The organism is Nonomuraea turcica (genome assembly GCF_030718205.1).
GTDB lineage: Bacteria > Actinomycetota > Actinomycetes > Streptosporangiales > Streptosporangiaceae > Nonomuraea.
Window position 1 is genome coordinate 379,431 of sequence record NZ_JAUZQF010000001.1, and the last position, 21,735, is coordinate 401,165.

Sequence of the window (21,735 nt, forward strand, 5' to 3'; positions counted from 1 at the left end):
GCAGCTCATAGCGGATCAACGCTCTGACCATCCGCATCTCGGCACGCAGGCGGTGGACCTCCTCACGCAGCCGCAGCGATTCGTTCTCGAGCTCGAGGATCCGCTTGATGCCCGCGAGGTTGATGCCCTCCTCCTGGGAAAGCCGCTGCACCTCGCGGAGCTGGATGATGTCTCTTGTGGAGTAGAGGCGGCCGCGCCCGGCGGTCCTGCCAGGGCTGACCAGCCCCAGCCGGTCGTACTGCCGCAGGGTCTGCGGGTGGAGCCCGGACAGCTGCGCGGCCACCGAGATCACGTAGACGGGTGTGTCGTCGGACAGGTCGAAGTAATTGGCGTCCATCGGCTACTCGCTTCTGGCTCGCTGAATGAGATCAGCGCGCGGGTCCTCTCCCGCGGTCGCGGTGTTGAACTCGGTCAGGAGCTCGCGCGACTTGTCGTCGAGCGTCTTCGGCACGGTCACCTCGACGGTGGCGAGCAGGTCGCCCTTCGTGCCGTCCTTGCGGGCCACGCCCCTGCCACGCACCCGGAACGTGCGCCCGTTGGGCGTGCCCGTGGGGATGCGCAGCGTGACCGGCAGGCCCTTGAGAATCGGCACTTTGATCTCGGCGCCCAGCGCGGCCTCCGTGAACGTCACCGGCACCGTGACGGTCAGGTTGTCACCCGCCCTGCCGAACACGGCGTGCGGCTTCACGTTGGTCTGGATGTAGAGGTCGCCGGCCGGGCCGCCGTTCTCGCCCGGGGCGCCCTTGCCCTTGAGCTTGACCCGCTGGCCGTCGGCCACGCCGGCGGGGATGCGGGCCTGGATGGTGCGGGTGCTCTTGGCACGGCCGCTGCCCTCGCACACGGGGCAGGGGTCGTCCACGATCAGGCCGCGGCCCTTGCAGTCGCGGCAGGGCTCGGAGAAGGCGAAGTTGCCCAGGTTGCGGCTGGCCGCGCCGGTGCCCTCGCAGGTGGGACAGACCCTGGGGGTCGTGCCCGCCTTGGCGCCGGTGCCGGTGCACGCGGCACACGCGGCCGAGCTGGTCAGCCTGAGCGACACCGTCGTGCCCTCGACCGCCTCGGTGAACGTCAGCGTGACCTCGGACTCGACGTCCTGGCCGCGGCGCGGCCTGGACGTCGTGGTGGTGCGGGTCGAGCCACCGCGGTTGAACAGCCCGCCGAACAGGTCGCCGAGCCGCTCACCCGCGCCGCCGTGGCCCTGCTGTGCGGTCCCGCCGAACAGGTCACCGAAGTCGAACGGGAAACCGCCACCGCCGGCCCGCTGGCCGCCCACCCCGGAGCCGAACAGCGTGCGCGCCTCGTCGTATTCCTTGCGGCGCTTGCTGTCGGACAGGACGTCGTAAGCCTCCGAGACCTCCTTGAACTTGGCCTCTTTGGTCGCGTCGCCCTGGTTGCTGTCGGGGTGGTATTGCCTGGCGAGCTTGCGGTACGCCTTTTTGATCTCATCAGCGGTGGCGGTCTTGGGCACACCAAGGACGGCGTAGTAGTCCTTCTCCAAGTAGTCCTTGGTGCTCATCTAGGGCCCTTCGTCCTCGATCAGTTGTCTTCTTCGGATTGTGCGTCGCCATTGGGCGCAGCGGGCGCGTCTTCGGGCTCGGCCACGGCCACGCGCGCCGGGCGGAGCACCCTGTCACCCATGCGGTATCCAGGCTGCAGCACTTCGATCGCGGTCGGCTCGGTCACGTCCGGGGAGTAACTGTGCATCAGCGCCTCGTGGACGGTCGGGTCGAAGGGCTCGCCCTTCTGTCCGAAGGAGCTGAGGCCCAGCTTGGTGACGGCCGCCTCCAGCGACTCCGCCACCTTCGCGAAGCCCCCGGTTAGCTCACCGTGGTCGCGGGCCCTGCCGATGTCGTCGAGCACGGGCAGGAGCTCCACCAGCGCACCCGCGACCGCCTGCTCCCTGACCGCGGCCCGGTCGCGCTCGACCCGCCTGCGGTAGTTCACGTATTCGGCCTGGAGCCGCTGCAGGTCGGCGGTCCGCTCGGCGAGCTGGGCGGCCAGCTCGCCGTCGGGGGAGGCCGCAGCCGGCGCCTCGGCGAACGGCTGCGCGGCCGCCTGGTCGGCGGCGGCGGTCTCCCTGACCTGCCCTGTCTCCGGGTCGATCTTGCGCTTGTCGCGGATCACCGGCTCCTCATGCCCGTTTTCACGCGCCGGCATCACTTGTCCTTCTTCGGCTCGTCGTCGACGATCTCGGCCTCGACCACGTCCTCGTCGGCCTTCTGGCCGTCACCGGCGGAGGCGTCCTGCGGGGCGCCCTCGCCACCGGCCTGCTGGCCCTGGCTCGCGGCGTAGATCGCCGAACCCATCTTCTGGCTCACGGTGGCGAGCTTCTCGGCCGAGGTGCGGATGACGTCGGTGTCGGTGCCCTCCAGAGCCTTCTTCAGCTCGGCCAGGGCGTCGTTGACCTCGGTCTTGATGTCGCCGGGGACCTTGTCGTCGTTCTCGCGGAGGAACTTCTCCGTCTGGTAGGCCAGACCGTCCGCGTTGTTGCGGACCTCGGCCTCCTCGCGGCGCTTCTTGTCCTCCTCGGCGTACGACTCCGCCTCGCGCATCATGCGCTCGATGTCGTCCTTCGGCAGCGCGGAGCCGCCGGTGATCGTCATCGACTGCTCCTTGCCCGTGCCCAGGTCCTTGGCGCCGACGTTGACGATGCCGTTGGCGTCGATGTCGAAGGTGACCTCGATCTGCGGGATGCCGCGCGGCGCCGGCGCGATGCCGGTCAGCTCGAACGTGGCGAGCTTCTTGTTGTACGCGGCGATCTCGCGCTCGCCCTGGAAGACCTGGATCTGCACCGACGGCTGGTTGTCCTCGGCCGTGGTGAAGACCTCGGAGCGCTTCGTCGGGATCGTCGTGTTGCGCTCGATGATCTTCGTGAAGATCCCGCCCTTGGTCTCGATGCCCAGCGACAGCGGGGTCACGTCGAGCAGCAGGACGTCCTTGACCTCACCCTTGAGCACACCGGCCTGCAGGGCGGCGCCGATGGCGACGACCTCGTCCGGGTTGACGCCCTTGTTGGGCTCCTTGCCGCCGGTCAGCTCCTTGACCAGCTCGGTCACGGCGGGCATGCGGGTCGAGCCGCCGACGAGCACCACGTGCGCGATGTCGGCGACCTTGATGCCGGCGTCCTTGATGACCTGGTGGAACGGGCCCTTGGTCCGCTCGAGCAGGTCGGCCGTCAGCCGCTGGAACTCGCTGCGCGTGAGCTTCTCGTCCAGGTGCAGCGGGCCCTCGGACGACGCCGTGATGTAGGGCAGGTTGATGTTGGTCTCGGACTGGCTGGACAGCTCGATCTTCGCCTTCTCGGCGGCCTCGCGAAGGCGCTGGAGCGCCATCTTGTCCTTGGCCAGGTCGACGCCGTGCGCGTTCTGGAAACGCTTGACGAGCTCGTCCACGACGCGCTGGTCCCAGTCGTCACCACCGAGGTGGTTGTCACCGGAGGTGGCCTTGACCTCGACGAAGCCGTGGCCGTCCTCCTGACCGACGTCGAGCAGCGACACGTCGAAGGTGCCACCGCCGAGGTCGAAGACCAGGATGGTCTGGTCCTGCTCCTTGTCGAGCCCGTAGGCGAGAGCCGCCGCGGTGGGCTCGTTGATGATGCGGAGCACGTTGAGGCCCGCGACCGTGCCGGCCTCCTTGGTGGCCTGGCGCTGGGCGTCGTTGAAGTAGGCCGGGACGGTGACCACCGCGTCGGTGATCTTCTCACCGAGGTAGGCCTCCGCGTCCTGCTTCAGCTTCTGCAGCACGAAGGCGCTGATCTGCTGCGGGGAGAACTTCTTGCCGTCGATCTCCTTGGACCAGTTGGTGCCCATCTCCCGCTTGACCGAGCGGATCGTCCGGTCCACATTGGTGACGGCCTGCCGCTTGGCGACCTCGCCGACCAGGACCTCGCCGTTCTTCGCGAAGGCGACCACGGACGGCGTGGTCCGCGAGCCCTGCGCGTTGGCGATGACGGTGGGCTCACCGCCCTCGAGGATCGAGACGACGGAGTTGGTCGTCCCAAGGTCGATACCTACCGCACGTGCCATGAGTACGTCCTTGTAGTCAAAGTTGAGTCGGTCGGACTCAAGTTACGGATGCGTGTCGTCTTTGTCAAACGACTTGAGCCTACTCGACTCAACCCTTGTGAGCGTCGCTGTATTCCAGATTCTGCACGACAAAGCGAACCCCCGGCGGTGGGTGTGCCGGGGGTCCGCGTTGATGACGGCTCTCAGCCTCAGGGTGCCGTCGAGGCCTGCCGGGTTGCCGCTGCTGCGCACGTCCTGATAACGCAGGGCGTCGCCCTCCGCGCTGGGCGGGGTGAGTGCCGTGCCGGTCGGCGACGGCGGGTCGCCGCAGGGGTTGTCCGGGGTGAGGCGCCCGTCACCTCCGGTGCCTGATCGATGTATCGCAACAAATCGATCAGTCGTCACCGGGGTTGTCCGTAAGTGGACATGTCACGTTTTGGAGCCGTCCACGATCTTGCGCTTGCCGAGCGCCTTCTTCAGCGTCACGGTCGTGGTCTTCTCCACCGCGATCATGATGCAGGACACGTTCCTGGCCTTGGGCGCGGTGCCCTCGTACAGGGTGATCGTGACCCTCTTCTTCGTCTCCTTGACCTTGACCTTGTGCAACACGGTGCACGGCGCGACGCCGGACGACCAGATGAGCTGGATCTTCTTGCCCTTGGCGACCGGCGTGGCCTTGGTCCAGCGGACCTTGTGGACGTTGATGGCGTTGCCCGTCGGCTTGACCGGCTCCGGTCCCTTCGTGGGGGCGGTGGTGACCGGGCTCACGGCGACCGGGGCGTCGGGCGTGGCGGAGGCGGCCTGCTTAGGGGGCGGCGCCGTGGCACAACTCGTCGCGAGCACCAGGGACCCGGCCAGAAGAGTCGCTTTCGTCATTGTGCGCATACTCATACGACGGACAAGGCTCGTTCCCGGTTCAGCGTCATACCGGAGTTAGTGTGGTTCCCGTGCTCCGTCAGGCTCTGCTCGCCGTCTCCAAGAGCGAACGCGCCGAGCGCGTCATCTCCACCTCCCCTCTGACCAGGGACGTCGTCAGGCGCTATGTAGCCGACGACGTCGGCCCCGTGATCGACGAGCTGACCCGCAGTGGGCTGCTCGTCACGGTCGATCACCTCGGTGAGGAGGTGACGGATCCCGCGCAGGCCGGCGACACCGTGCGCGAATACCTGTCGCTGCTCGACCTGCTGCCCGCGGGCGCCGACGTGTCGGTCAAGCTCACCGCGCTCGGGCTGCGGCTGTCGGAGCAGCTCGCGCTCGACCACGCCGCCGCCATCTGCCGGGCCGCCGCGGCCAGGAACGTCACGGTGACGCTCGACGCCGAGGAGCACGACACGATCCCGGGGCTGCACTCCGTGCACACCGCGCTGCGCAGAGACCATCCGGACGTGGGCGTGGTGGTGCAGGCCTACCTGCCGGAGGCGCTGGAACGCTGCGAGAAGCTGGGCGGCGCCCGGGTGCGCCTGTGCAAGGGCGCCTACACCGCTCCCGGCGCCTACACCCGGCCCGCCGACATCGACCGCTCATTCGTCCGCTGCCTGAAGATCCTCATGGCCGGCACCGGCTACCCCATGGTCGCCACGCACGACCCCAGGCTGGTGCGCATCGCCTCCACGCTGGCCGTGCTCTCCGGGCGCGACGTGACAGGCTTCGAATACCAGATGTTGTACGGAGTCCGCCCCGACGAGCAGGCCCGCCTGGCCGGCCTCGGCACCCAGATGCGCGTCTACGTCCCGTACGGCTCCGACTGGTACGCCTACCTCATGCGCCGCCTCGCCGAGCGCCCCCGCAACCTGACCTTCTTCCTCAGGTCACTGCTCTCCCGCCAATAGGCCACGGCCGCAACCGAACACCGGAGGGGTGTTAGTAGGCTGCCAGCGTGATTGCGATTCTGGGCACGGGCAAGATGGGCGAGGCCCTGCTGTCTGGCCTGCTGCGCGCGGGCTTCAAGCCGGGCGACATCATGGCGACCTCCCGCCGGGCCGAGCGGGCGCAGGCGCTGCGCGAGACCTATGGCGTGCGCACCGTCTCCAACTCCGAGGCGGCCAAGGCGGCCGACACGCTGATCCTGGCGGTCAAGCCGCAGGACATGGCCACGCTCCTGGCCGAGATAGCCCCTTACGTCCCCGCGGACCGCCTGGTGATCAGCGCGGCGGCCGGCATCACGACGTCCTTCGTCGAGCAGCGGCTGGGCGTCGACGTGCCCGTGGTGCGGGTGATGTCCAACACGCCCATCAGGTTCGACGAGGCGATGAGCGTGATCTCGGCGGGCGCGCACGCGGGGGAGGAGCACCTGAAGCTGACGGAAAACCTGCTCAAGCCCGTCGGCAAGGTGCTGCGCATCCCGGAGTCCCAGCAGGACGCCGCCACGGCGCTGTCCGGCAGCGGCCCCGCCTACTTCTTCTACCTGGTGGAGGCCATGGTGGACGCGGGCATCCTGCTCGGCATGCCGCGGGCCGCCGCGCTCGACATGGTCACCCAGTCCATCGTCGGCGCGGCCGTGATGTTGCGCGACTCGGGCGAGCACCCGGTCATCCTGCGCGAGGCCGTCACCTCACCGGGCGGCACGACGATCGCCGCGATCGCCGAGCTGGAGCGGCACAGCGTGCGTGCGGCGTTCCTGGCCGCCATCGAGGCCGCCCGCGACCGCGGCCGCCAGCTCGGCTCCGGCTGACAGGGCTGAGAGCCTGAGAGCTCGCTGAGAGCCGGTCGGCGGCCCGGCGGCACCGGCTCATACGATGTCTCGGGTGACGTTACGTCGCGGCGTCGCGCCGCTGCTCGTCCTCTTAACACTGACCGGCTGCACGTCCGAGGAGCCGTCGAACGTCCACGTCGGGGACGTCCGGCGGGCCCCGGTCACCGAGGTCGTCGAGGCTCCCGCCACGGTGGGCGCGCGGGCCTCGGCCACGCTGCGCTCCCCGGCCCAGGGCACGATCGCCAAGCTGTACGTCCGAGAGGGCGACCGCGTCCGCAAGGGCGACATCCTGGCCAAGATCCGCTCGCCTCAGGTCCAGAGCCAGCTCGAACAGGCCCGCCAGGCCTCCAAGATGGCCGCCCCGGCAGGCGTCGCCATGCCGAGCGTGCGCCTGCCGTCGCTCGACACCAGGGCGTTCAACCGCAAGGTCGCCGCGCACTTCGCCAAGGCCCGCAAGGAGGCGAAGAAGGTCGAGGACGCCAGGGCGCGCAAGCAACTGCTCCAGGCCATCGACCTGGCCCAGGACCAGCACAAGGCGCAGACCAAGGCCCTGGCCACGATCACCGTCCAGCTCAACCGCTCGATCAACGGCATCCTGTCCGGCGTGACCAGCGGCCTGTCGAGCTCCATGGCCTCGCTCCAGGCGGCCTCGACGTCCCAGGCCAAGGCTGCGGTCAAGGCGGCGGAGAGCACGGTCAAGTCGCTCACGATCAAGGCGCCGTTCGGCGGGGTCGTCACGCTGGGCCGCGTGTCGGGCGGCGGTGGAGGGGGCGGCGTCGAGAGCCTGCTCAGCCAGATCCCCGGCGGCGGCGGGCAGCTGCCGTCCATGCCCTCGGGGGGCTCCTCGGGCGGGACGCCGGTGGCGACGGGGGTGCCCGTCTCGGCGGGCGACACGATCGTCACCGTCACCGACGTCTCCACGCTCCTGCTGGACGCCGATGTCGACGAGACCGACGTGTTGCTGGTCAAGAAGGGCGTGAAGGCCGCGGTCGAACTGGACGCCGTCCCCGGGGCCACGTACACGGCCGTGGTCACCGGCATCGGGGTCACCCCCAAGGAGGGCACCACGGGCGGCGTCAGCTATCCGGTACGGCTCACGCTCGGCGCCGGCACGTTCGACGACGGCTCGCAGGCGCCCACCCCCAAACCGGGGATGAGCGCCGTCACCCGGCTGACCGTGCGCGAGTCGCCGTCCGCGGTCTCGGCCCCGGCCTCCGCCATCGTCTCCAGCGGGCGCGAGAGCGTGGTCTGGGTGATCAGGAACGGTGTCGCCGAGCGGCGCGTCGTCAAGCTCGGCGCGCAGGGCGACGCGGTGGTGGAGGTGCTGAGCGGGCTGTCCGTGGGCGACCGGATCGTGGTCAAGGGGGCGGACTCCGTCCGGCAAGGGCAGCGTCTGCCATGACGCCGGCCATGGAGGCGGTGGACCTCACCCGGCGTTACCAGCTCGACGGCGTGGCCGTGGAGGCGCTCCGCGGTGTCTCGCTGACGATCGGGCAGGGCGAGTTCGCCGCGATCCTGGGCCCGTCGGGATCCGGCAAGTCCACGCTCATGCACCTGCTCGGCTGTCTGGACCGGCCCACCTCGGGGACGCTCAGGATCAACGGGGTGGAGATGTCGGGTTTGTCGGACACAGACCTGGCGGACCTGCGGAACAAGACGATCGGCTTCGTCTTCCAGTCCTTCCACCTGCTGGGCCGGACCACCGCGCTGGACAACGTGGCCCTGCCGCTGGTCTACCGGGGCGTCGGCAGGTCCGAGCGGCGGGCCAGGGCCAAAGCGGCGCTGGAGTCCGTCGGGCTCGGGCACCGCATGGGGCATCGGCCGTCCCAGATGTCCGGTGGCGAGCAGCAACGCGTCGCCATCGCCAGGGCGCTGGTCGGGGAGCCCAAGGTGCTGCTGGCCGACGAGCCCACCGGCAACCTCGACACCGCCAACGGCGCGGAGGTGATGGGCATACTTGACCGGCTCAACAGCGACCGGGGCGTGGCCGTGGTGCTGGTCACGCACGAGCCGGAGGTCGCCGCCCACGCCCGGCGGCAGATCCACGTACGGGATGGGCTGATCGAGAAGGACACCGCGTGAGAACGGGCGAGGCGCTGGCGATGGCGCTGGAGGCGCTGCGGGTCAACCGGCTGCGGAGCGTGCTGACCATGCTCGGCGTCGTCATCGGCGTGCTCGCCGTGGTGATCCTCGTGGCCATCGGCACCGGCGCCAAGGACGAGATCGAGAAGCAGATCTCGGGCCTCGGCACCAACATCATCCTGGTGGTCCCCGGGCGCATCAGCCTGGGCGCGGCGCCGACGCAGAGCAAGCTCAATCTGGCCGACGTGGCGTACGTGCGGCGTGTGGTCGGCGACCCGTCGAAGGTGACCGTCTCGCTGCAGTCGGGCGAGACCGTGCGCGTCGGCCGGACGGAGGCGTTCGTCACGGTGGTCGGCACCGACCAGAATCTCGTCAACATCTTCGAGCGGCCGGTCGAGAAGGGCCGCCCGCTGAGCGAGACCGACGTCGACACCCGCCGCAGGGTGGCCGTCCTCGGCTCGGAGGTGGCCGACCGCATGTTCGGCGACCTCGACCCGATCGGCCGGCAGGTGACGATCTCCGGGGCCAGGTTCCGGGTGGTGGGGGTGTACGCCGAGGTCGGGCAGACGTTCGGGCTCTCCCGCGACCAGGAGATCCACATCCCGGTGACCACGGCGCAGCGGCTGTTCGGGCTCGAGCGGATCAACGGGATGGCCGTCGGCGCCTCCGGGCCGGACGAGATCGACGCGCTGTCAGACAAGGTGACGGCCGCGCTGCGGTCCCGTTATCCGGGCGAGCAGTTTTCCGCGGTCACGCAGACCGCGTTGCTCGGCACGATCGGCAGCGTGCTCGGCATGCTCACCGGCGTGCTGGCCGCCATCGCGGGCATCTCGCTGCTGGTCGGCGGGGTCGGCGTGTCGAACATCATGCTCGTCAGCGTGCGCGAGCGCACCCGCGAGATCGGGCTGCGCAAGGCGCTGGGCGCCAGGCAGCGCGACATCCTGGCCCAGTTTCTCATCGAGGCGGTGCTGCTGACCACGATCGGCGGGCTCATCGGGATCCTGCTCGGGGTCGGCGGCTCGCTGGCCATCGCCGCGTTCACGGAGGTGCCGGCGTCGATCACATGGTGGTCGATCGCGCTGGCCTTCGGAGTGTCGGCGGCGGTCGGCGTGTTCTTCGGCGTGGCGCCGGCGCGGAGGGCGGGCAGGCTGGACCCGGTCATCGCCCTTCGCGCCGAGTGAGCCAGCCGCCGCACCTGGTCAACGGGGTGAGGGCCGTCGCGTTGGGGTGGCCTACGCGTCGCGGCGCTGCATCAGCACCGCACCCGAGATCATGGCGACCACGATCCACACCAGGTAGACGCCGAACCCGCTCCACGGGCCCAGCGCGCCGTTGCCCTGGTTGCTGACGATCAGCATGCCGGCGTTGGTGGTGAAGTATTCGGCCACGGTCTTGCCCCACTGCCCCGGTAGCTGGGTCGCCAGCGTGGGCAGCACCAGTATCAGCGCGATAGCCGAAACGAGCGCACCCGGTGTGTGCCTGATGAGCGTGCCGAGGCCGAGTCCGAACACGCCGCACGCAGTGAGGTAGAGGGTGGCCCCGAGCACGGCCCGCGCCACCTCGCCCAGCTCCACTGCGGGCGGCTGGATGATGGCCAGACCGATGCCGATGGCCGAGGCCGACGCGAGCGCGGAAACGACCAGCGACGTCGCGGCGAAGATCACGATCTTGCCGGCCAGCAGGCTCATGCGCCGGGGCACGGCCATCAGCGACGTGCGGATGCCGCCCGTGCGGTATTCGCTGGAGATCACCAGCGCGCCCAGCGTGGCCATGGCCAGCTGCGCGAACATGACGCCGATCAGGCTCATCATGATCGCATCCTCGCCGGAGACCGGCCCGCCCGGGTTGTTCTTGGAAGCCGCGGTGACGAGCGCGGACAGGCCCGCCATCAGCACGACAGTGACGGCCAGCGTCCACACCGTCGAGCGCACGGAGCGGATCTTGGTCCATTCGGACCTGAGAATGTCGATCATGACGTGAACTCCAGGCTGTCCTTGGTGAGCTCCATGTAGGCCGCTTCGAGTGAGGGCTGCACATACGTCAGCTCCTCCAGCGGGATGCCGGCCCGCGTCGTGAGCGTGCCGATCTCGAGAGTGGTCATCGCGGTCACCCGCAGGTGGTCGGGATGCAGCTCACCCACCTTGATCAGCTCGGCCACCTCGGCGAGCCGGGGCGAGCGCACCCGTACGTAGCCCTGCGAGCTGCGCCCGATGAACTCCTCCACGCTCGTGTCGGCGATGAGCGCGCCCTTGCCGATCACGATCAGGTGGTCGGCGGTCTGCGCCATCTCGCTCATGAGGTGGCTGGAGACGAACACCGTCCGTCCCTCCGCCGCCAGTTTGCGCATGAACGTGCGGATCCACAGGATGCCGTCCGGGTCGAGCCCGTTGACGGGCTCGTCGAAGAGCAGGATCTCCGGGTCGCCGAGCAGCGCCGCGGCGATGCCCAGCCGCTGCGACATGCCCAGCGAGAATCCGCCGACCCGCCGCTTGGCCACCTCCGCCAGTCCCACCGTCTCCAGCACCTCGCTCACCCGGCTCGCCGGGATGCCGTTGCTCTGCGCGATGGCCAGCAGGTGGTTGCGGGCGCTGCGCCCGCCGTGCACCGCCTTGGCGTCCAGCAGGGCCCCCACTTTGTGTAACGGGTGCCGCAGCTCGTGGTAAGGCCGCCCGTCCACGAGCACGGAGCCGCCGGAAGGCCGGTCGAGGCCCAGGATCATCCGCATGGTCGTGGACTTGCCTGCCCCGTTGGGCCCGAGGAAGCCGGTCACCTGACCGGGCTCGACGTCGAACGACAGGTCCGCCACCGCGACGGTGCCGCCGTAGCGCTTGCTCAGGTTCGTTGCTCGGATCGCGGTCATGATCCCAGGGTGCCGTCGCGGGCGGCCGGTTTCGTCCTGCCTGGGGACCGTTCTCGGCGGGGGTCTCTAGGACCCTGGTCCTACTCTCCAGGGTGGATCAACGCCGCCTCGTAGGCGACGATCACGGCCTGCGCCCGGTCCCTGACACCGATCTTGGCGAACAGGCTCGTCACGTGGTTCTTGACGGTCGAGGGAGAGACGGACAGGTCGGCGGCGATCTCCTGGTTCGACCGGCCGCGGGCGATCAGGACGAGGATTTCCCGCTCCCTGTCGGTCAGCCCGGCCAGCCGGGCGGGCAGCGCCCGGGGACGGGAGGCGCGGACGAAGGTGCCGATCAGCCGGGTCAGCAGGCGCGGCGCGACGGCCGACTCGCCGCGGTGCACCACGCGCACGCCCTCGATCAGCTCCTCGGGGGAGACGTCCTTGGGCAGGAACCCGTCGGCGCCCGCCCGGAGCGCCGCGACCACGTTCTCGTCCAGGTCGAACGTGCTCAGCGCGAGCACCCGCACCTCGGGCAGCTCCGCGGTGATCAGCTCGGTCGCGCGCACGCCGTCCAGATTCGGCATGTGCAGGTCCATCAGCACGACATCGGGGGTGAGCCGCCTGCTCAGGTCCACCGCCTCCGCGCCGTCGGCGGCCTCGCCGACCACGCTCAGGTCGGACTGGGCGTCGAGCATGAGCCTGAACCCCTTGCGCACCAGCTCGTGGTCGTCGGCCAGCAGGATCCTGATCATGCTCCCTCCAATGGGATGCGGGCGTGCACCCGGAAACCGCCTTCTGGACGCGGGCCGGTGGACAGCTGGCCGCCGCATAATGCCACGCGCTCGGCCATGCCGCCGAGTCCGAACCCCGGCGCGCCGTCCTGCTTCGCCAGGCCGTCGTCGACCACCTCGACTTCCACCGCGCCCGGCTCGTACGCCAGGCGCACGCTGGCCCTGGCGCTGACCGCGTGCTTGCGGGTGTTGGTCAGCGCCTCCTGCACGATGCGGTAGACGGCGTGGTCCACGGTCGCGGGCAGTTCGACGGGCTCACCCGTCACCGTCAGGCTGGCCGGCAGGCCCGCCGACTTCGCCTCCTTGATCAGCACGGGCAGCCGCGCCGCGCCCACGCCCGTCGCGGCGCCGGGGCCGTCCCCGCCGTCGGCCCTGAGCACGTCCAGCAGGCGGCGCATCTCCGACATCGCCTGGCGGGCGGTCTGCTCCGCGCTCTCCAGCGCGTTCCTGGTGACCTCCTGCTCGGGCGGGAGCGTGGCCCGCGCACCGCCGACCAGGGCGTTGATCACGGTGATGTGGTGGGCCACCACGTCATGCAGCTCCCTGGCGATGCGCCGCCGCTCGGCGCGTACGGCGGCCTCGGTGGCCTCCCGCCTGCTGCGCTCGTTCAGCTCGGCCCTGAGCCGGACCAACTGCCCGACACCGACCGGGACGCCCACCCCGATCAGCGCCGCCAGCCAGCCGCCCTGCGCCCGCCAGAACAGCTCCATGGTCGTCGCGTAGGCGGCGAAACCGGCCACCGAGACGATCGCGGTCGGCCGGCCGGTGGTGTAGCGGCCCACGCTGTAGAACGCGACGGCCGAGGGTGACGTGACGAACAGGACGGACTGCGCCACGATGCCCACGCAGTCCAGCACGGTCACCAGAGCGGCGGTCACGAGGGGCCGCCGGCGCCGCACGAGCAGGGGCAGGACGCTCAACTGGTAGAGCGCCACGATCAGGGGCGGCGACGGGACCTCCCCCTGGACGGCCATCCCCTGGACGACCATGGCGATGGCGGCCGCGACCGTCGGGAGGGAGAGCACGATCACGAGCGTCGTGTCGAAGACCCGGGGGCGGCGGAACCAGCGAACGATCTTCATGAAGGTTCGTGCCACGCGCACGTTACGACCCTAAAGCACCCGGGCTACAACGAGGTGTCTGCGCTGCGGTAACGTCGGCGAAAGGCCAGGGAGCACAGAGGGGTTGCGCATGAGCCGGTCGGCACGGGTGATCTGGGACGACGCTCTCATCTCCTACAATTTCGGCCCCAGTCATCCGCTGGCCCCCGTGCGGGTGGAGCTCACCATGGCGCTCGCCCGCGAGCTCGGCGTCCTGGACAAGGTCGAGATGGCCGGCTGCGGCCCGGCAAGCGACGACGAGCTGTCCATGATCCACAAGCGTGACTACATCGAGGCCGTCAAGCGGGTGTCGGCCTCAGGCCGGCCCGATCTCGGCTGCGGGCTGGGCACGCCCGACAATCCGGCCTTCACGGGCGTGCACGAGGCTTCGGCGTTGATCGCGGGCGCCTCGCTGGCGGCCGCCCGCGCGGTCTGGGAGGGCACGGCTGAGCACGCGGTCAACATCGCCGGCGGGCTGCACCACGCCATGCCCGCGGTGGCCAGCGGCTTCTGCGTCTACAACGATCCCGCGCTGGCCATCGCCTGGTTGCTGGCCCAGGGCGTAGGCAAGATCGCGTACGTGGACGTGGACGTGCACCACGGCGACGGCGTGCAGGCGATGTTCTACGACGACCCGCGGGTCCTGACGATCAGCCTGCACGAGAGCCCGCGCACCTTGTTCCCTGGCACCGGGTTCCCCGAGGAGACCGGCGCCGACGGCACGGCCGTCAACGTGGCGCTGCCCGCGGGCTGCGGCGACGCCGGCTGGCTGCGGGCCTTCCACGCGGTGGTGCCGCCGCTGCTGCACGAGTTCAGCCCCGAGATCCTGGTGACCCAGCACGGCTGCGACAGCCACGCGCTCGACCCGCTCGCCAACCTGATGCTGAGCGTGGACGGCCAGCGCGCGGCTTACGCCGCCCTGCACCGCCTGGCGCACGAGACGGCCGGCGGGCGGTGGATCGCCACGGGCGGCGGCGGATACGAGCTGGTCCAGGTCGTGCCGCGGGCGTGGACCCACCTCATCGCCGAGCTGGCCGGACACCCCGTGGATCCCGCCACGCCGACCGGCCAGGAGTGGCGCAGGCTCGTCAGGGAGCGCACGGGTGAGACGCCGCCGCTCACCATGACCGACGGCCGGAGCCCGGAATTTCATGACCTATCCGGTGGTTATGACCCAGCGGACCCCATTGACCGTGCGGTCATGGCGACCCGGCACGCGGTGTTCCCCCTGCACGGCCTCGACCCCCTGCCCTAGCGAGGAAAGAGCTGTGCTGAGCCGCGACCAACTCCGCGAGCACCTCGTCCGCAGCCGGATTGCCGGCGACGTCGCGACCTCCCGCGAGAACAACCTCGACCACTACAGCTCGCTGGCCAACGGCGATGATTACTACAAGCTGGGGCTGACGTTCGACCAGCCGTGGTCCTACCGCGACATCCTGGCGCTCATGGCCAAGTCCGCCGGCGTGGTCGCCGACGCCGGGCACCGCTGGGGCCAGGACACCATCGATCCCGACCTGACGATCGACGCCGTCGACGCCATGGCGGAGCGGATCGCCGCGGTGTTGTCGCGGCCGAGCCCGCGCGTGTTGTTCGCCACCGGGCATCCGACCGGGCTGCTCGCCATCCACCTGCCGCTGGCCGCGCTGCTGGCCGGGCACGGCGCCGAGCTGCTGACGCCGGGCGAGGGATGGGCGTATGCCGGGTCGGCCTTCGGTCGCCCGCGCCACATCCGCTACCTGCAGGACATCGCGATGCTCGACGACAGAGGCGGCTTCGTGCACAGCCACGACGCCGCGCCCATGCGGCACATGCTCGGCGAGCTCGACGGAGAGCTGCCCGACCTGGTGATCGCCGATCACGGATGGGCGGGCGCTGCCGGAGAGGCCGGCGTGCCGACGGTCGCGTTCGCCGACAGCAACGACCCGGGCCTGTTCGTCGGGGAGGCGGAAGGCAAGATCGACGTGGTCGTGCCACTCGATGACAATGTGCTGCCCCGCTATTACGCTCCGCTGACAGACAGACTGGTCACTCAGGTCTCACGAGCCCTTTGAGTCGAATTCGGTCCTCCCGATACCGTCTTTTCGCGCCTGCATTCCAAGAGGCTCGCTGTCCCTTTGCCAACTTTTGACGGGGCTCCGGCGACTCTTATGTGTGGCAACTTGGACAGTTCCAACGTCCGAGTCTGGTGCTCGGCCCGGCAGCTGGCCAGCAACTTTGCTGGTTCGGCTGACAGGTGGCTCCGTCCAGAGAGAAAATAGGGGGTTTGCCGAGTCGGAGTCCCGACTTACGCTGACGGCAGTACACGTGCGTGAGCAATGGCACCAGTGGGGATAACCCGGAAACACGTGCGGAAGAGGCGTCCGATGGGTGCAGGCGAAAGACCTCTCAGCGAGGTGAAGTTCCTGACCGTCGCAGAAGTGGCGACGGTCATGAGGGTGTCCAAGATGACGGTGTACCGGCTCGTACACTCCGGCGAGCTCCCGGCCATCAGGGTAGGCCGGTCGTTCAGAGTGCCCGAGCAGGCGGTACACGACTATCTGCGGGAGGCCTACATCGAGGCAGGTTGACGTAGCGACGTGAATGGTCACGCCGTGAGTGCTGTCGCGGGAGAGGCCCGGCCGCGGCGAGAGACACGGCCGGGCTCTCGCCCCCCCAAGGGGCGATCTACGGTGGATCGCCGGTAGTCTGTGAGCCGGTGTGCGCTCGCACTCCGATTCAGACTTGCTACCAGCACCAGGGGGTCCCGTGGGCTCTGTTATCAAGAAGCGCCGCAAGCGGATGGCCAAGAAGAAGCACCGCAAGCTGCTCAAGAAGACGCGCATCCAGCGGCGTAACAAGAAGTAACGAACGCAGCTGCGAGGCGCTGATGACCCACACCGTGCTCGTCACCGGGGTCTCGCGCCACATCGGCGCCCGGGTGGCGAGTGTTCTAGCTGCGGACCCGGACATCAGCCGTGTCATAGGAGTCGACACCGTGCCGCCCCCCTCGCTGACGCGGGACGGCGGCGACTCCCTCGGCCGGACGGAGTTCGTCCGGGTCGATCTGCGTAGCCCCGACATCGCTCAGGTGATCGCGGCCGCGGACATCGACACCGTTGTGCACATGAGCCTGGTCAGCGCTCCCTCGCGGAGCGGTGGCAGGGCTGCCATGAAGGAGCACAACGTCATCGGCACCATGCAGCTGCTCGGGGCCTGCCAGCGGTCGGCGACCGTGCGGCGCGTGGTGGTCCGCTCCACCACCGCCGTCTATGGCTCGTCGCCGCGGGATCCGGCGGTGTTCACCGAGGACCTGGAGCCGCACGACGGTCCCAGCCACGGCTACGCCAAAGACGCGGTCGAGGTCGAAGGCTACGTACGCGGTTTCGCCCGGCGCCGTCCCGACGTGACGGTGTCACTGCTGCGCTTCGCCAACTTCATGGGTCCAGGCGTGGACTCGCCGCTGACGCGTTACTTCACCCAGCCGGTGCTGCCGACCGTGTTCGGCTTCGACCCACGGCTGCAGTTCGTCCACGAGGACGACGCGGTCGAGGTGCTGCGCCGGATGGCGAGCGAGGATCATCCCGGCACGTTCAACGTGGCCGGGGTCGGCGTGCTGCTGCTGTCGCAGTGCGCCAGGCGGGCGGGGCGGCTGTCGCTGCCACTGCTCTCGCCCGCGTTCAAACTGCTGGGCAACACCGCGCGCCGGGTCGGGCTCGTCGAATACTCGCCCGAGCAGCTCAGACTGATGAGCCATGGCCGCGCTGTCGACACCTCCAGGCTGGAGGCCGAGCTCGGCTGGAAGCCCAAGTTCACGACCGGGGCGGCCTACGACGACTTCTTGCGTTCCCGGGGCCTGCACCCGTTCGGAGGTGTGCCGAGTTGAGTGTTCCCAGCGAAGAGGACGCGCGGGTGATCCCGATCAGCGCCGCGCCGTCCTTCGAGCAGCCGGATCCTGAGCCCCTGGCCAAGCTCCTGGCCTTCGTCCGCAGGCGGGTCAGCGGCGACTACGAGGTCGACGAGTTCGGCTACGACGCCGAGCTGACGGACAAGGTCTTCCTCGAGCTGGTCAGGCCCCTCTACACCCGCTGGTTCCGGGTCGAGACGGTCCAGCTCAAGAACGTGCCCGAGGAGGGCGGCGCCCTGGTCGTCGCCAACCACTCGGGCACGCTGCCGCTCGACGCGCTGATGCTCCAGGTGGCCATGCACGACGACGTGGGCAGGCCGCTGCGGCTACTCGGCGCCGACCTGGTCTACCAGCTGCCGATGCTCAGCCACCTGGCCCGCAAGACTGGCCACACGCTGGCCTGCAGGGAGGACGCTGACCGGCTGCTGCGCAAGGGCGAGCTGGTCGGGGTGTTCCCCGAGGGCTTCAAGGGCGTCGGCAAGCCGTTCTCCGAGCGCTACAAGCTGCAGCGGTTCGGCCGCGGCGGGTTCGTGGCGTCGGCCATCCGCGCCGGGGTGCCGATCCTGCCCACCGCGATCGTGGGCGCCGAGGAGATCTATCCGAAGATCGGCGATCTGAAGTTCCTGGCCAGGACGCTCGGCCTGCCCTACCTGCCGATCACACCGTTCTTCCCGCTGCTCGGCCCGCTCGGGCTGGTGCCGCTGCCGTCCAAGTGGATGATCGAGTTCGGCGAGCCGATCCGCACCGACGAATACGAGCCGTCGGCGGCCGACGATCCGATGCTGGTGTTCAACCTCACCGACCACATACGCGAGGTGATCCAGCAGATGCTCAACGAGTTGCGGCTGCGCAGAGGCCACGCCTTCCCGCCGTTCCTGTAGTGCAACCGGTGGGGTGTCCCCGGTGTTCTCCGGGCGATTCGTCGTCAACACCGAAGGACATCCCCATGGATCTCGAGCTTTCCGGCCGCGTCGCCGTCGTCACCGGCGCGTCCAAGGGCATCGGCCTCGCCGTCGCCCGAACCCTGGCCGACGAGGGCGCGCACGTGGTCGCCGCCTCCCGTACACCGGTCGACGCCAAAGCGACGCACGTCGCGGTCGACCTCATGGACCCGCAGGCGCCGGCGCGGGTCATCGCGCGTGCGGTGGAGGAGTTCGGCGGCGTGGACATCCTCGTCAACAACGCCGGCGGGCCGCCGCCCGGGGTGAGGTTGCCGCGGGTCGGGTTCATGACGCCCGGCGACGCGGACTGGCAGGCGATGTTCGAGTTCAACCTGTTCGCGGCCGTACGCATGATCCGCGCCGCCGTGCCCGTCATGATCGAGCGGGGCGGCGGCTCGATCATCAACATCTCCAGCGGCTCGGCTCGGCAGCCCGGGGCCATGAACGTCGACTACGGCGCGGCCAAGGCGGCGCTCAACCACGTCGGCAAGGCCGTGTCGGAGGAGTTCGGCGCGCAGGGCATCCGGGTCAACACGATCTCGCCCGGGCCCGTGCTCACCCACTGGTGGACAAAGGAGGGCGGGGCCGCCGAGGTCATCGGCGGCATGGCCGGGGCCTCCAAGGAGGACATCGTCGCCCGGGTCGCCCCTGACATGATGAAACTGGTCACCGGGCGTCTGGTGCGTCCGCAGGAGATCGCGGACATGGTCGCCCTGCTGGCCTCGCCCCGCTCGGCCAGCACGACCGGCGCCGAGTTCGCCGTCGACGGAGGCTTCCTGAAGGAGCTGTGAACCCTTGTGGCGGGTTGAGGCAAGACATCGGTGACCGATCCCCCTACAGAAGGGCGGAGATGATCCTTCAACCCGCCACCCGGGGTGCGGACGCGGAGCTCGTATGCGCCTCGTGGACCGACCCCGAGGTGTTCGCCGAGCTGTTCGACCGCTACTCCGCCATGCTCTATCGGTACGTCTCCAAACGGCTCGGCCCCGAGCCCGCGGAAGACCTCGTCGGCGAGACGTTCCTGGTCGCCTTCTCCCGCAGGGAGAGCTATGACCTGGCGTACGAGGACGCCCGGCCGTGGCTCTTCGGCATCCTCACCAAGCTCATCTCCCGGCACCACCGCAAGGAGGCCGCCCGCTACCGCGCCCTCCTGCGTGCCCCTGTCGACTCCGACATCGAGTCGCCCGCCGACCGGGTGGCCGCCGGTGTGACCGCTCAGGCCGTACGCGCCGAGCTGGCGGGCGCACTGGCCGCCCTGCCCACCAAGGACCGCGACGTCCTGCTGTTGATCGCCTGGGGCGATCTCACGTACGAGGAGGTCGCGCAGGCGCTCGGCATCCCCATCGGAACCGTGCGCTCCCGCCTCAACAGGGGCAGGCGGAAGGTACGTGCCGCGCTCGGCGACGCCAACCCCATGGAGGAGGAGTGACGATGGACGACCTGAAGCTGCTCCGCGACCTCGGCGGGGAGCTGGAGCACGAACCGCCCGCGACGCTCGTCCGCCAGCGGGACCGCCTGCTGCGGGCCCGGCCGCGGCGCCGGTGGGCAGGCTGGTGGACCGCCGGGCTCGTGGCCGTCGCCACGGCCGCCGCGGTCGCCGTGCCCACCGTGCTGATCGCCGACCGGCACACCGCCGCGCCTCCTGCCGGATCGCAGGCCGTGGACATGAGCGGCACGCGTAACGTGCTGGTGATCGGGTCGGACACGCGGGAGGGTGAGGGCAACGCTCCTTATGGCCCGCGGTCCACCGGAGCGGGGAAACGGTCCGACACCATCATGATCATTCACGTGCCCGCCGATCGGGGCAGGGCCACGGCCGTCAGCGTGCCGCGCGACTCGATGGTGGCGATTCCCGCCTGCTCGGGGCTGCCGGCGCGGACGGACATGATCAATTCGGTGTACAACAAGGGCGGGGCCGCCTGCCTGCGCAGGACACTGGAAAAGCTGACCGGGCTGTCCATCCAGCACACGGTGGAGGTGGACTTCGCGGGCTTCAAAGGCATGGTGGACGCGCTCGGGGGAGTGGAGATCACCGTGGCCCGGGCCGTGGACGATCCGAAGGCGAAGCTGAAGCTGCCTGCCGGGAAGGTCCTGCTGAACGGGGAGACGGCGCTGGGATATGCGCGGCTGCGGTATGTCGGCGATGGGTCGGACATCGGGCGGATCAAGCGGCAGCAGCAGCTCGTGCTCGCGATGGTGAAGAAGGCCGGCGCGGCCTTCGCGGACGCCGATCGGCTGAAGGCCTTCCTCGGTGCGCTGCGGAAGGCGGTCAAGACCGACCTGAGCTTGGAGGCGATGTACGAGCTGGCGGGCGAGCTGTCGAAGACCAAGATGGATGTGGTGACGGTCCCGTGGGAGCCGTACACGCGTGACAACCACCGCCTCCAGTGGAAGCAGCCGGAGGCCGGTGAGCTGTTCAAGTCGCTGAAGTGACGCGACCCGCCCGCCGCCCGCCGCCCCGCCGTCCGCCAGACGGAGGCCGCGGCGGGCGGGTCGGGCGTGGTGCGGGGAGGCTCAGCGCTGCGTGCGGTAGTGGCGGCGCAGTGCGATGGCGGCGGCGACGCCGCCGGCCACGGCCCCCACGCCGGCGGCGATGGGCAGGGCCGTCAGAGTCGCCTTGCGCCCGGTGCGGAAGTCCTTGATGGGCCAGTCGTGTCTCCTGGCGTGCTCGCGGAGCTCGCTGTCCGGGTTGATGGCCACCGCCTGGCCGACCAGCGACAACATCGGCAGGTCGTTGGCCGAGTCGCTGTAGGCGGTGCAGCGGGTCAGATCGAGGCCCTCACGACGGGCCAGCGCCCGGACCGCCTCGGCCTTGGCCGGTCCGTGGAGGAGGTCGCCGACCAGCCGGCCGGTGTAGATGCCGTTGCTGGTCTCGGCCACCGTGCCGAGCGCGCCGGTCAGTCCGAGGCGCTGCGCGATGACCCTGGCCAGCTCCACCGGCGTGGCGGTGACCAGCCAGACCCGCTGCCCGGCGTCCAGGTGGGCCTGGGCGAGCGCCCGGGTGCCGCCCCAGATGCGGTCGGCCATGACCTCGTCGTAGATCTCCTCGCCTAGGCGTACGACGTCCTCGACCTTGGCGCCGGCCACGAACGCCAGCGCGGTCTCCCGGGCCACCGCGATGTGCTCGGGGTTTTCGTTGCCCCGCAACCGGAACACCGCCTGCCCCACGGCGAACTTGAACAGGTCGGACGTGGTGAACATGCCGCGTGTGGCAAGCCCTCTGGCGAAGTGGTAGATCGAGGCGCCGCGCATCATCGTGTTGTCGACGTCGAAGAAGGCCGCCGCCTGGAGGTCCGGCTCGACCGGGGCGACGGCGATCGCCGCTTCCGCCGCGGCCTCGCCGGCGGCCTCGGGCTCCACCTCGTGTCGTCGTCGGATTAGCCGCCACATGAGCGCCAGCTTA

Annotated in this window: 23 protein-coding genes and 1 pseudogene; 14 read left to right on the plus strand and 10 right to left on the minus strand. The window is 69.8% G+C overall.

Annotated features, from left to right (window positions below):
- Nucleotides 1-13: 13 nt before the first annotated feature.
- The 5 genes and pseudogenes from Q9G87_RS01830 to Q9G87_RS01850 all read right to left on the minus strand — a co-directional run.
- A pseudogene (locus Q9G87_RS01830) lies at nt 14-337 on the minus strand (heat shock protein transcriptional repressor HspR); the annotation flags it as partial.
- A gap of 3 nt (nt 338-340) precedes the next feature.
- Complete coding sequence (gene dnaJ / locus Q9G87_RS01835; protein ID WP_305914377.1) at nt 341-1,513, minus strand: molecular chaperone DnaJ; 1,173 nt, start codon at nt 1,511-1,513, stop codon at nt 341-343.
- A 20-nt stretch (nt 1,514-1,533) separates the two neighbouring features.
- Entirely contained in the window at nt 1,534-2,154 is a 621-nt protein-coding gene (gene grpE, locus Q9G87_RS01840) for a nucleotide exchange factor GrpE (protein ID WP_305914378.1), read from the minus strand.
- Nucleotides 2,154-4,022, minus strand: a complete 1,869-nt coding sequence (gene dnaK / locus Q9G87_RS01845; RefSeq protein ID WP_305914379.1) for a molecular chaperone DnaK — start codon at nt 4,020-4,022, stop codon at nt 2,154-2,156. Before dnaK ends, grpE begins: the two co-directional genes overlap by 1 nt.
- A gap of 408 nt (nt 4,023-4,430) precedes the next feature.
- A complete protein-coding gene (locus tag Q9G87_RS01850; RefSeq protein WP_305914380.1) occupies nt 4,431-4,877 on the minus strand; it encodes a hypothetical protein in 447 nt (148 codons plus the stop codon).
- A gap of 71 nt (nt 4,878-4,948) precedes the next feature.
- On the opposite strand from Q9G87_RS01850, the gene Q9G87_RS01855 reads away from it, so the two are divergent.
- From Q9G87_RS01855 to Q9G87_RS01875, 5 genes are all read left to right on the plus strand, one after another.
- Nucleotides 4,949-5,830, plus strand: coding sequence for a proline dehydrogenase family protein (locus Q9G87_RS01855; RefSeq protein ID WP_305914381.1), 882 nt, complete (start codon nt 4,949-4,951; stop codon nt 5,828-5,830).
- Between the two features lie 47 nt (nt 5,831-5,877).
- Nucleotides 5,878-6,672, plus strand: a complete 795-nt coding sequence (gene proC, locus Q9G87_RS01860; protein WP_305914382.1) for a pyrroline-5-carboxylate reductase — start codon at nt 5,878-5,880, stop codon at nt 6,670-6,672.
- A 73-nt stretch (nt 6,673-6,745) separates the two neighbouring features.
- Nucleotides 6,746-8,095, plus strand: a complete 1,350-nt coding sequence (locus tag Q9G87_RS01865; RefSeq protein ID WP_305914383.1) for an efflux RND transporter periplasmic adaptor subunit — start codon at nt 6,746-6,748, stop codon at nt 8,093-8,095.
- Nucleotides 8,092-8,775 carry an ABC transporter ATP-binding protein gene (locus tag Q9G87_RS01870; protein WP_305914384.1) on the plus strand — a complete coding sequence of 228 codons (684 nt, stop codon included), beginning with the start codon at nt 8,092-8,094 and terminating at the stop codon, nt 8,773-8,775. The genes Q9G87_RS01865 and Q9G87_RS01870 overlap by 4 nt, the downstream gene beginning before the upstream one ends.
- Nucleotides 8,772-9,956, plus strand: coding sequence for an ABC transporter permease (locus Q9G87_RS01875; protein ID WP_305914385.1), 1,185 nt, complete (start codon nt 8,772-8,774; stop codon nt 9,954-9,956). Before Q9G87_RS01870 ends, Q9G87_RS01875 begins: the two co-directional genes overlap by 4 nt.
- A 51-nt stretch (nt 9,957-10,007) precedes the next feature.
- On the opposite strand, the gene Q9G87_RS01880 is transcribed toward Q9G87_RS01875, so the two are convergent.
- The 4 genes from Q9G87_RS01880 to Q9G87_RS01895 all read right to left on the minus strand — a co-directional run bounded on the left by Q9G87_RS01880 (nt 10,008) and on the right by Q9G87_RS01895 (nt 13,511).
- Nucleotides 10,008-10,748 (minus strand): ABC transporter permease subunit, encoded by a 741-nt coding sequence (locus Q9G87_RS01880; protein WP_305914386.1) that lies wholly within the window; start codon nt 10,746-10,748, stop codon nt 10,008-10,010.
- Nucleotides 10,745-11,635, minus strand: coding sequence for an ABC transporter ATP-binding protein (locus Q9G87_RS01885; protein WP_305914387.1), 891 nt, complete (start codon nt 11,633-11,635; stop codon nt 10,745-10,747). Before Q9G87_RS01885 ends, Q9G87_RS01880 begins: the two co-directional genes overlap by 4 nt.
- A gap of 80 nt (nt 11,636-11,715) precedes the next feature.
- On the minus strand, nt 11,716-12,369 hold the full coding sequence (locus tag Q9G87_RS01890) for a response regulator (RefSeq protein ID WP_305914388.1): 654 nt from the start codon (nt 12,367-12,369) through the stop codon (nt 11,716-11,718).
- The gene (locus tag Q9G87_RS01895) at nt 12,366-13,511 is read right to left on the minus strand and encodes a sensor histidine kinase (protein WP_305914389.1); all 1,146 of its coding nucleotides are present in this window, start codon (nt 13,509-13,511) and stop codon (nt 12,366-12,368) included. Before Q9G87_RS01895 ends, Q9G87_RS01890 begins: the two co-directional genes overlap by 4 nt.
- An 88-nt stretch (nt 13,512-13,599) precedes the next feature.
- Between Q9G87_RS01895 and Q9G87_RS01900 the strand changes: the two genes are divergently transcribed.
- The 9 genes from Q9G87_RS01900 (at nt 13,600) to Q9G87_RS01940 (ending at nt 20,765) form a co-directional block, all read left to right on the plus strand.
- Nucleotides 13,600-14,763, plus strand: a complete 1,164-nt coding sequence (locus Q9G87_RS01900; RefSeq protein WP_305914390.1) for an acetoin utilization protein AcuC — start codon at nt 13,600-13,602, stop codon at nt 14,761-14,763.
- A gap of 13 nt (nt 14,764-14,776) precedes the next feature.
- Nucleotides 14,777-15,559 carry a phosphatase gene (locus Q9G87_RS01905; protein WP_305914391.1) on the plus strand — a complete coding sequence of 261 codons (783 nt, stop codon included), beginning with the start codon at nt 14,777-14,779 and terminating at the stop codon, nt 15,557-15,559.
- A 312-nt stretch (nt 15,560-15,871) separates the two neighbouring features.
- Nucleotides 15,872-16,075 carry a helix-turn-helix domain-containing protein gene (locus tag Q9G87_RS01910; RefSeq protein ID WP_026214222.1) on the plus strand — a complete coding sequence of 68 codons (204 nt, stop codon included), beginning with the start codon at nt 15,872-15,874 and terminating at the stop codon, nt 16,073-16,075.
- Between the two features lie 178 nt (nt 16,076-16,253).
- Nucleotides 16,254-16,352 carry a 30S ribosomal protein bS22 gene (locus Q9G87_RS01915; protein ID WP_018654693.1) on the plus strand — a complete coding sequence of 33 codons (99 nt, stop codon included), beginning with the start codon at nt 16,254-16,256 and terminating at the stop codon, nt 16,350-16,352.
- 22 nt (nt 16,353-16,374) lie between these two features.
- Nucleotides 16,375-17,370 (plus strand): NAD-dependent epimerase/dehydratase family protein, encoded by a 996-nt coding sequence (locus tag Q9G87_RS01920; RefSeq protein WP_305914392.1) that lies wholly within the window; start codon nt 16,375-16,377, stop codon nt 17,368-17,370.
- Nucleotides 17,367-18,272, plus strand: coding sequence for a lysophospholipid acyltransferase family protein (locus Q9G87_RS01925; RefSeq protein ID WP_371825715.1), 906 nt, complete (start codon nt 17,367-17,369; stop codon nt 18,270-18,272). Before Q9G87_RS01920 ends, Q9G87_RS01925 begins: the two co-directional genes overlap by 4 nt.
- 65 nt (nt 18,273-18,337) lie before the next feature.
- A complete protein-coding gene (locus tag Q9G87_RS01930) occupies nt 18,338-19,123 on the plus strand; it encodes an SDR family NAD(P)-dependent oxidoreductase (protein WP_305914393.1) in 786 nt (261 codons plus the stop codon).
- Between the two features lie 59 nt (nt 19,124-19,182).
- The gene (locus Q9G87_RS01935; protein ID WP_305914394.1) at nt 19,183-19,761 is read left to right on the plus strand and encodes an RNA polymerase sigma factor; all 579 of its coding nucleotides are present in this window, start codon (nt 19,183-19,185) and stop codon (nt 19,759-19,761) included.
- A gap of 2 nt (nt 19,762-19,763) precedes the next feature.
- Nucleotides 19,764-20,765 (plus strand): LCP family protein, encoded by a 1,002-nt coding sequence (locus Q9G87_RS01940; protein WP_305914395.1) that lies wholly within the window; start codon nt 19,764-19,766, stop codon nt 20,763-20,765.
- 81 nt (nt 20,766-20,846) lie between these two features.
- On the opposite strand, the gene Q9G87_RS01945 is transcribed toward Q9G87_RS01940, so the two are convergent.
- Nucleotides 20,847-21,722, minus strand: coding sequence for an HAD family hydrolase (locus tag Q9G87_RS01945; protein ID WP_305914396.1), 876 nt, complete (start codon nt 21,720-21,722; stop codon nt 20,847-20,849).
- Nucleotides 21,723-21,735: the final 13 nt, after the last annotated feature.

Excerpts from the sequence above, each read along its gene's own strand:
- dnaJ (WP_305914377.1), bottom strand. The coding sequence starts at position 1,513 with ATGAGCACCAAGGACTACTTGGAGAAGGACTACTACGCCGTCCTTGGT.
- grpE (WP_305914378.1), bottom strand. The coding sequence starts at position 2,154 with ATGCCGGCGCGTGAAAACGGGCATGAGGAGCCGGTGATCCGCGACAAG.
- dnaK (WP_305914379.1), bottom strand. The coding sequence starts at position 4,022 with ATGGCACGTGCGGTAGGTATCGACCTTGGGACGACCAACTCCGTCGTC.
- Q9G87_RS01850 (WP_305914380.1), bottom strand. The coding sequence starts at position 4,877 with ATGACGAAAGCGACTCTTCTGGCCGGGTCCCTGGTGCTCGCGACGAGT.
- Q9G87_RS01870 (WP_305914384.1), top strand. The coding sequence starts at position 8,092 with ATGACGCCGGCCATGGAGGCGGTGGACCTCACCCGGCGTTACCAGCTC.
- Q9G87_RS01880 (WP_305914386.1), bottom strand. The coding sequence starts at position 10,748 with ATGATCGACATTCTCAGGTCCGAATGGACCAAGATCCGCTCCGTGCGC.
- Q9G87_RS01885 (WP_305914387.1), bottom strand. The coding sequence starts at position 11,635 with ATGACCGCGATCCGAGCAACGAACCTGAGCAAGCGCTACGGCGGCACC.
- Q9G87_RS01890 (WP_305914388.1), bottom strand. The coding sequence starts at position 12,369 with ATGATCAGGATCCTGCTGGCCGACGACCACGAGCTGGTGCGCAAGGGG.
- Q9G87_RS01900 (WP_305914390.1), top strand. The coding sequence starts at position 13,600 with ATGAGCCGGTCGGCACGGGTGATCTGGGACGACGCTCTCATCTCCTAC.
- Q9G87_RS01910 (WP_026214222.1), top strand. The coding sequence starts at position 15,872 with ATGGGTGCAGGCGAAAGACCTCTCAGCGAGGTGAAGTTCCTGACCGTC.
- Q9G87_RS01920 (WP_305914392.1), top strand. The coding sequence starts at position 16,375 with ATGACCCACACCGTGCTCGTCACCGGGGTCTCGCGCCACATCGGCGCC.
- Q9G87_RS01930 (WP_305914393.1), top strand. The coding sequence starts at position 18,338 with ATGGATCTCGAGCTTTCCGGCCGCGTCGCCGTCGTCACCGGCGCGTCC.
- Q9G87_RS01935 (WP_305914394.1), top strand. The coding sequence starts at position 19,183 with ATGATCCTTCAACCCGCCACCCGGGGTGCGGACGCGGAGCTCGTATGC.
- Q9G87_RS01940 (WP_305914395.1), top strand. The coding sequence starts at position 19,764 with ATGGACGACCTGAAGCTGCTCCGCGACCTCGGCGGGGAGCTGGAGCAC.
- Q9G87_RS01945 (WP_305914396.1), bottom strand. The coding sequence starts at position 21,722 with ATGTGGCGGCTAATCCGACGACGACACGAGGTGGAGCCCGAGGCCGCC.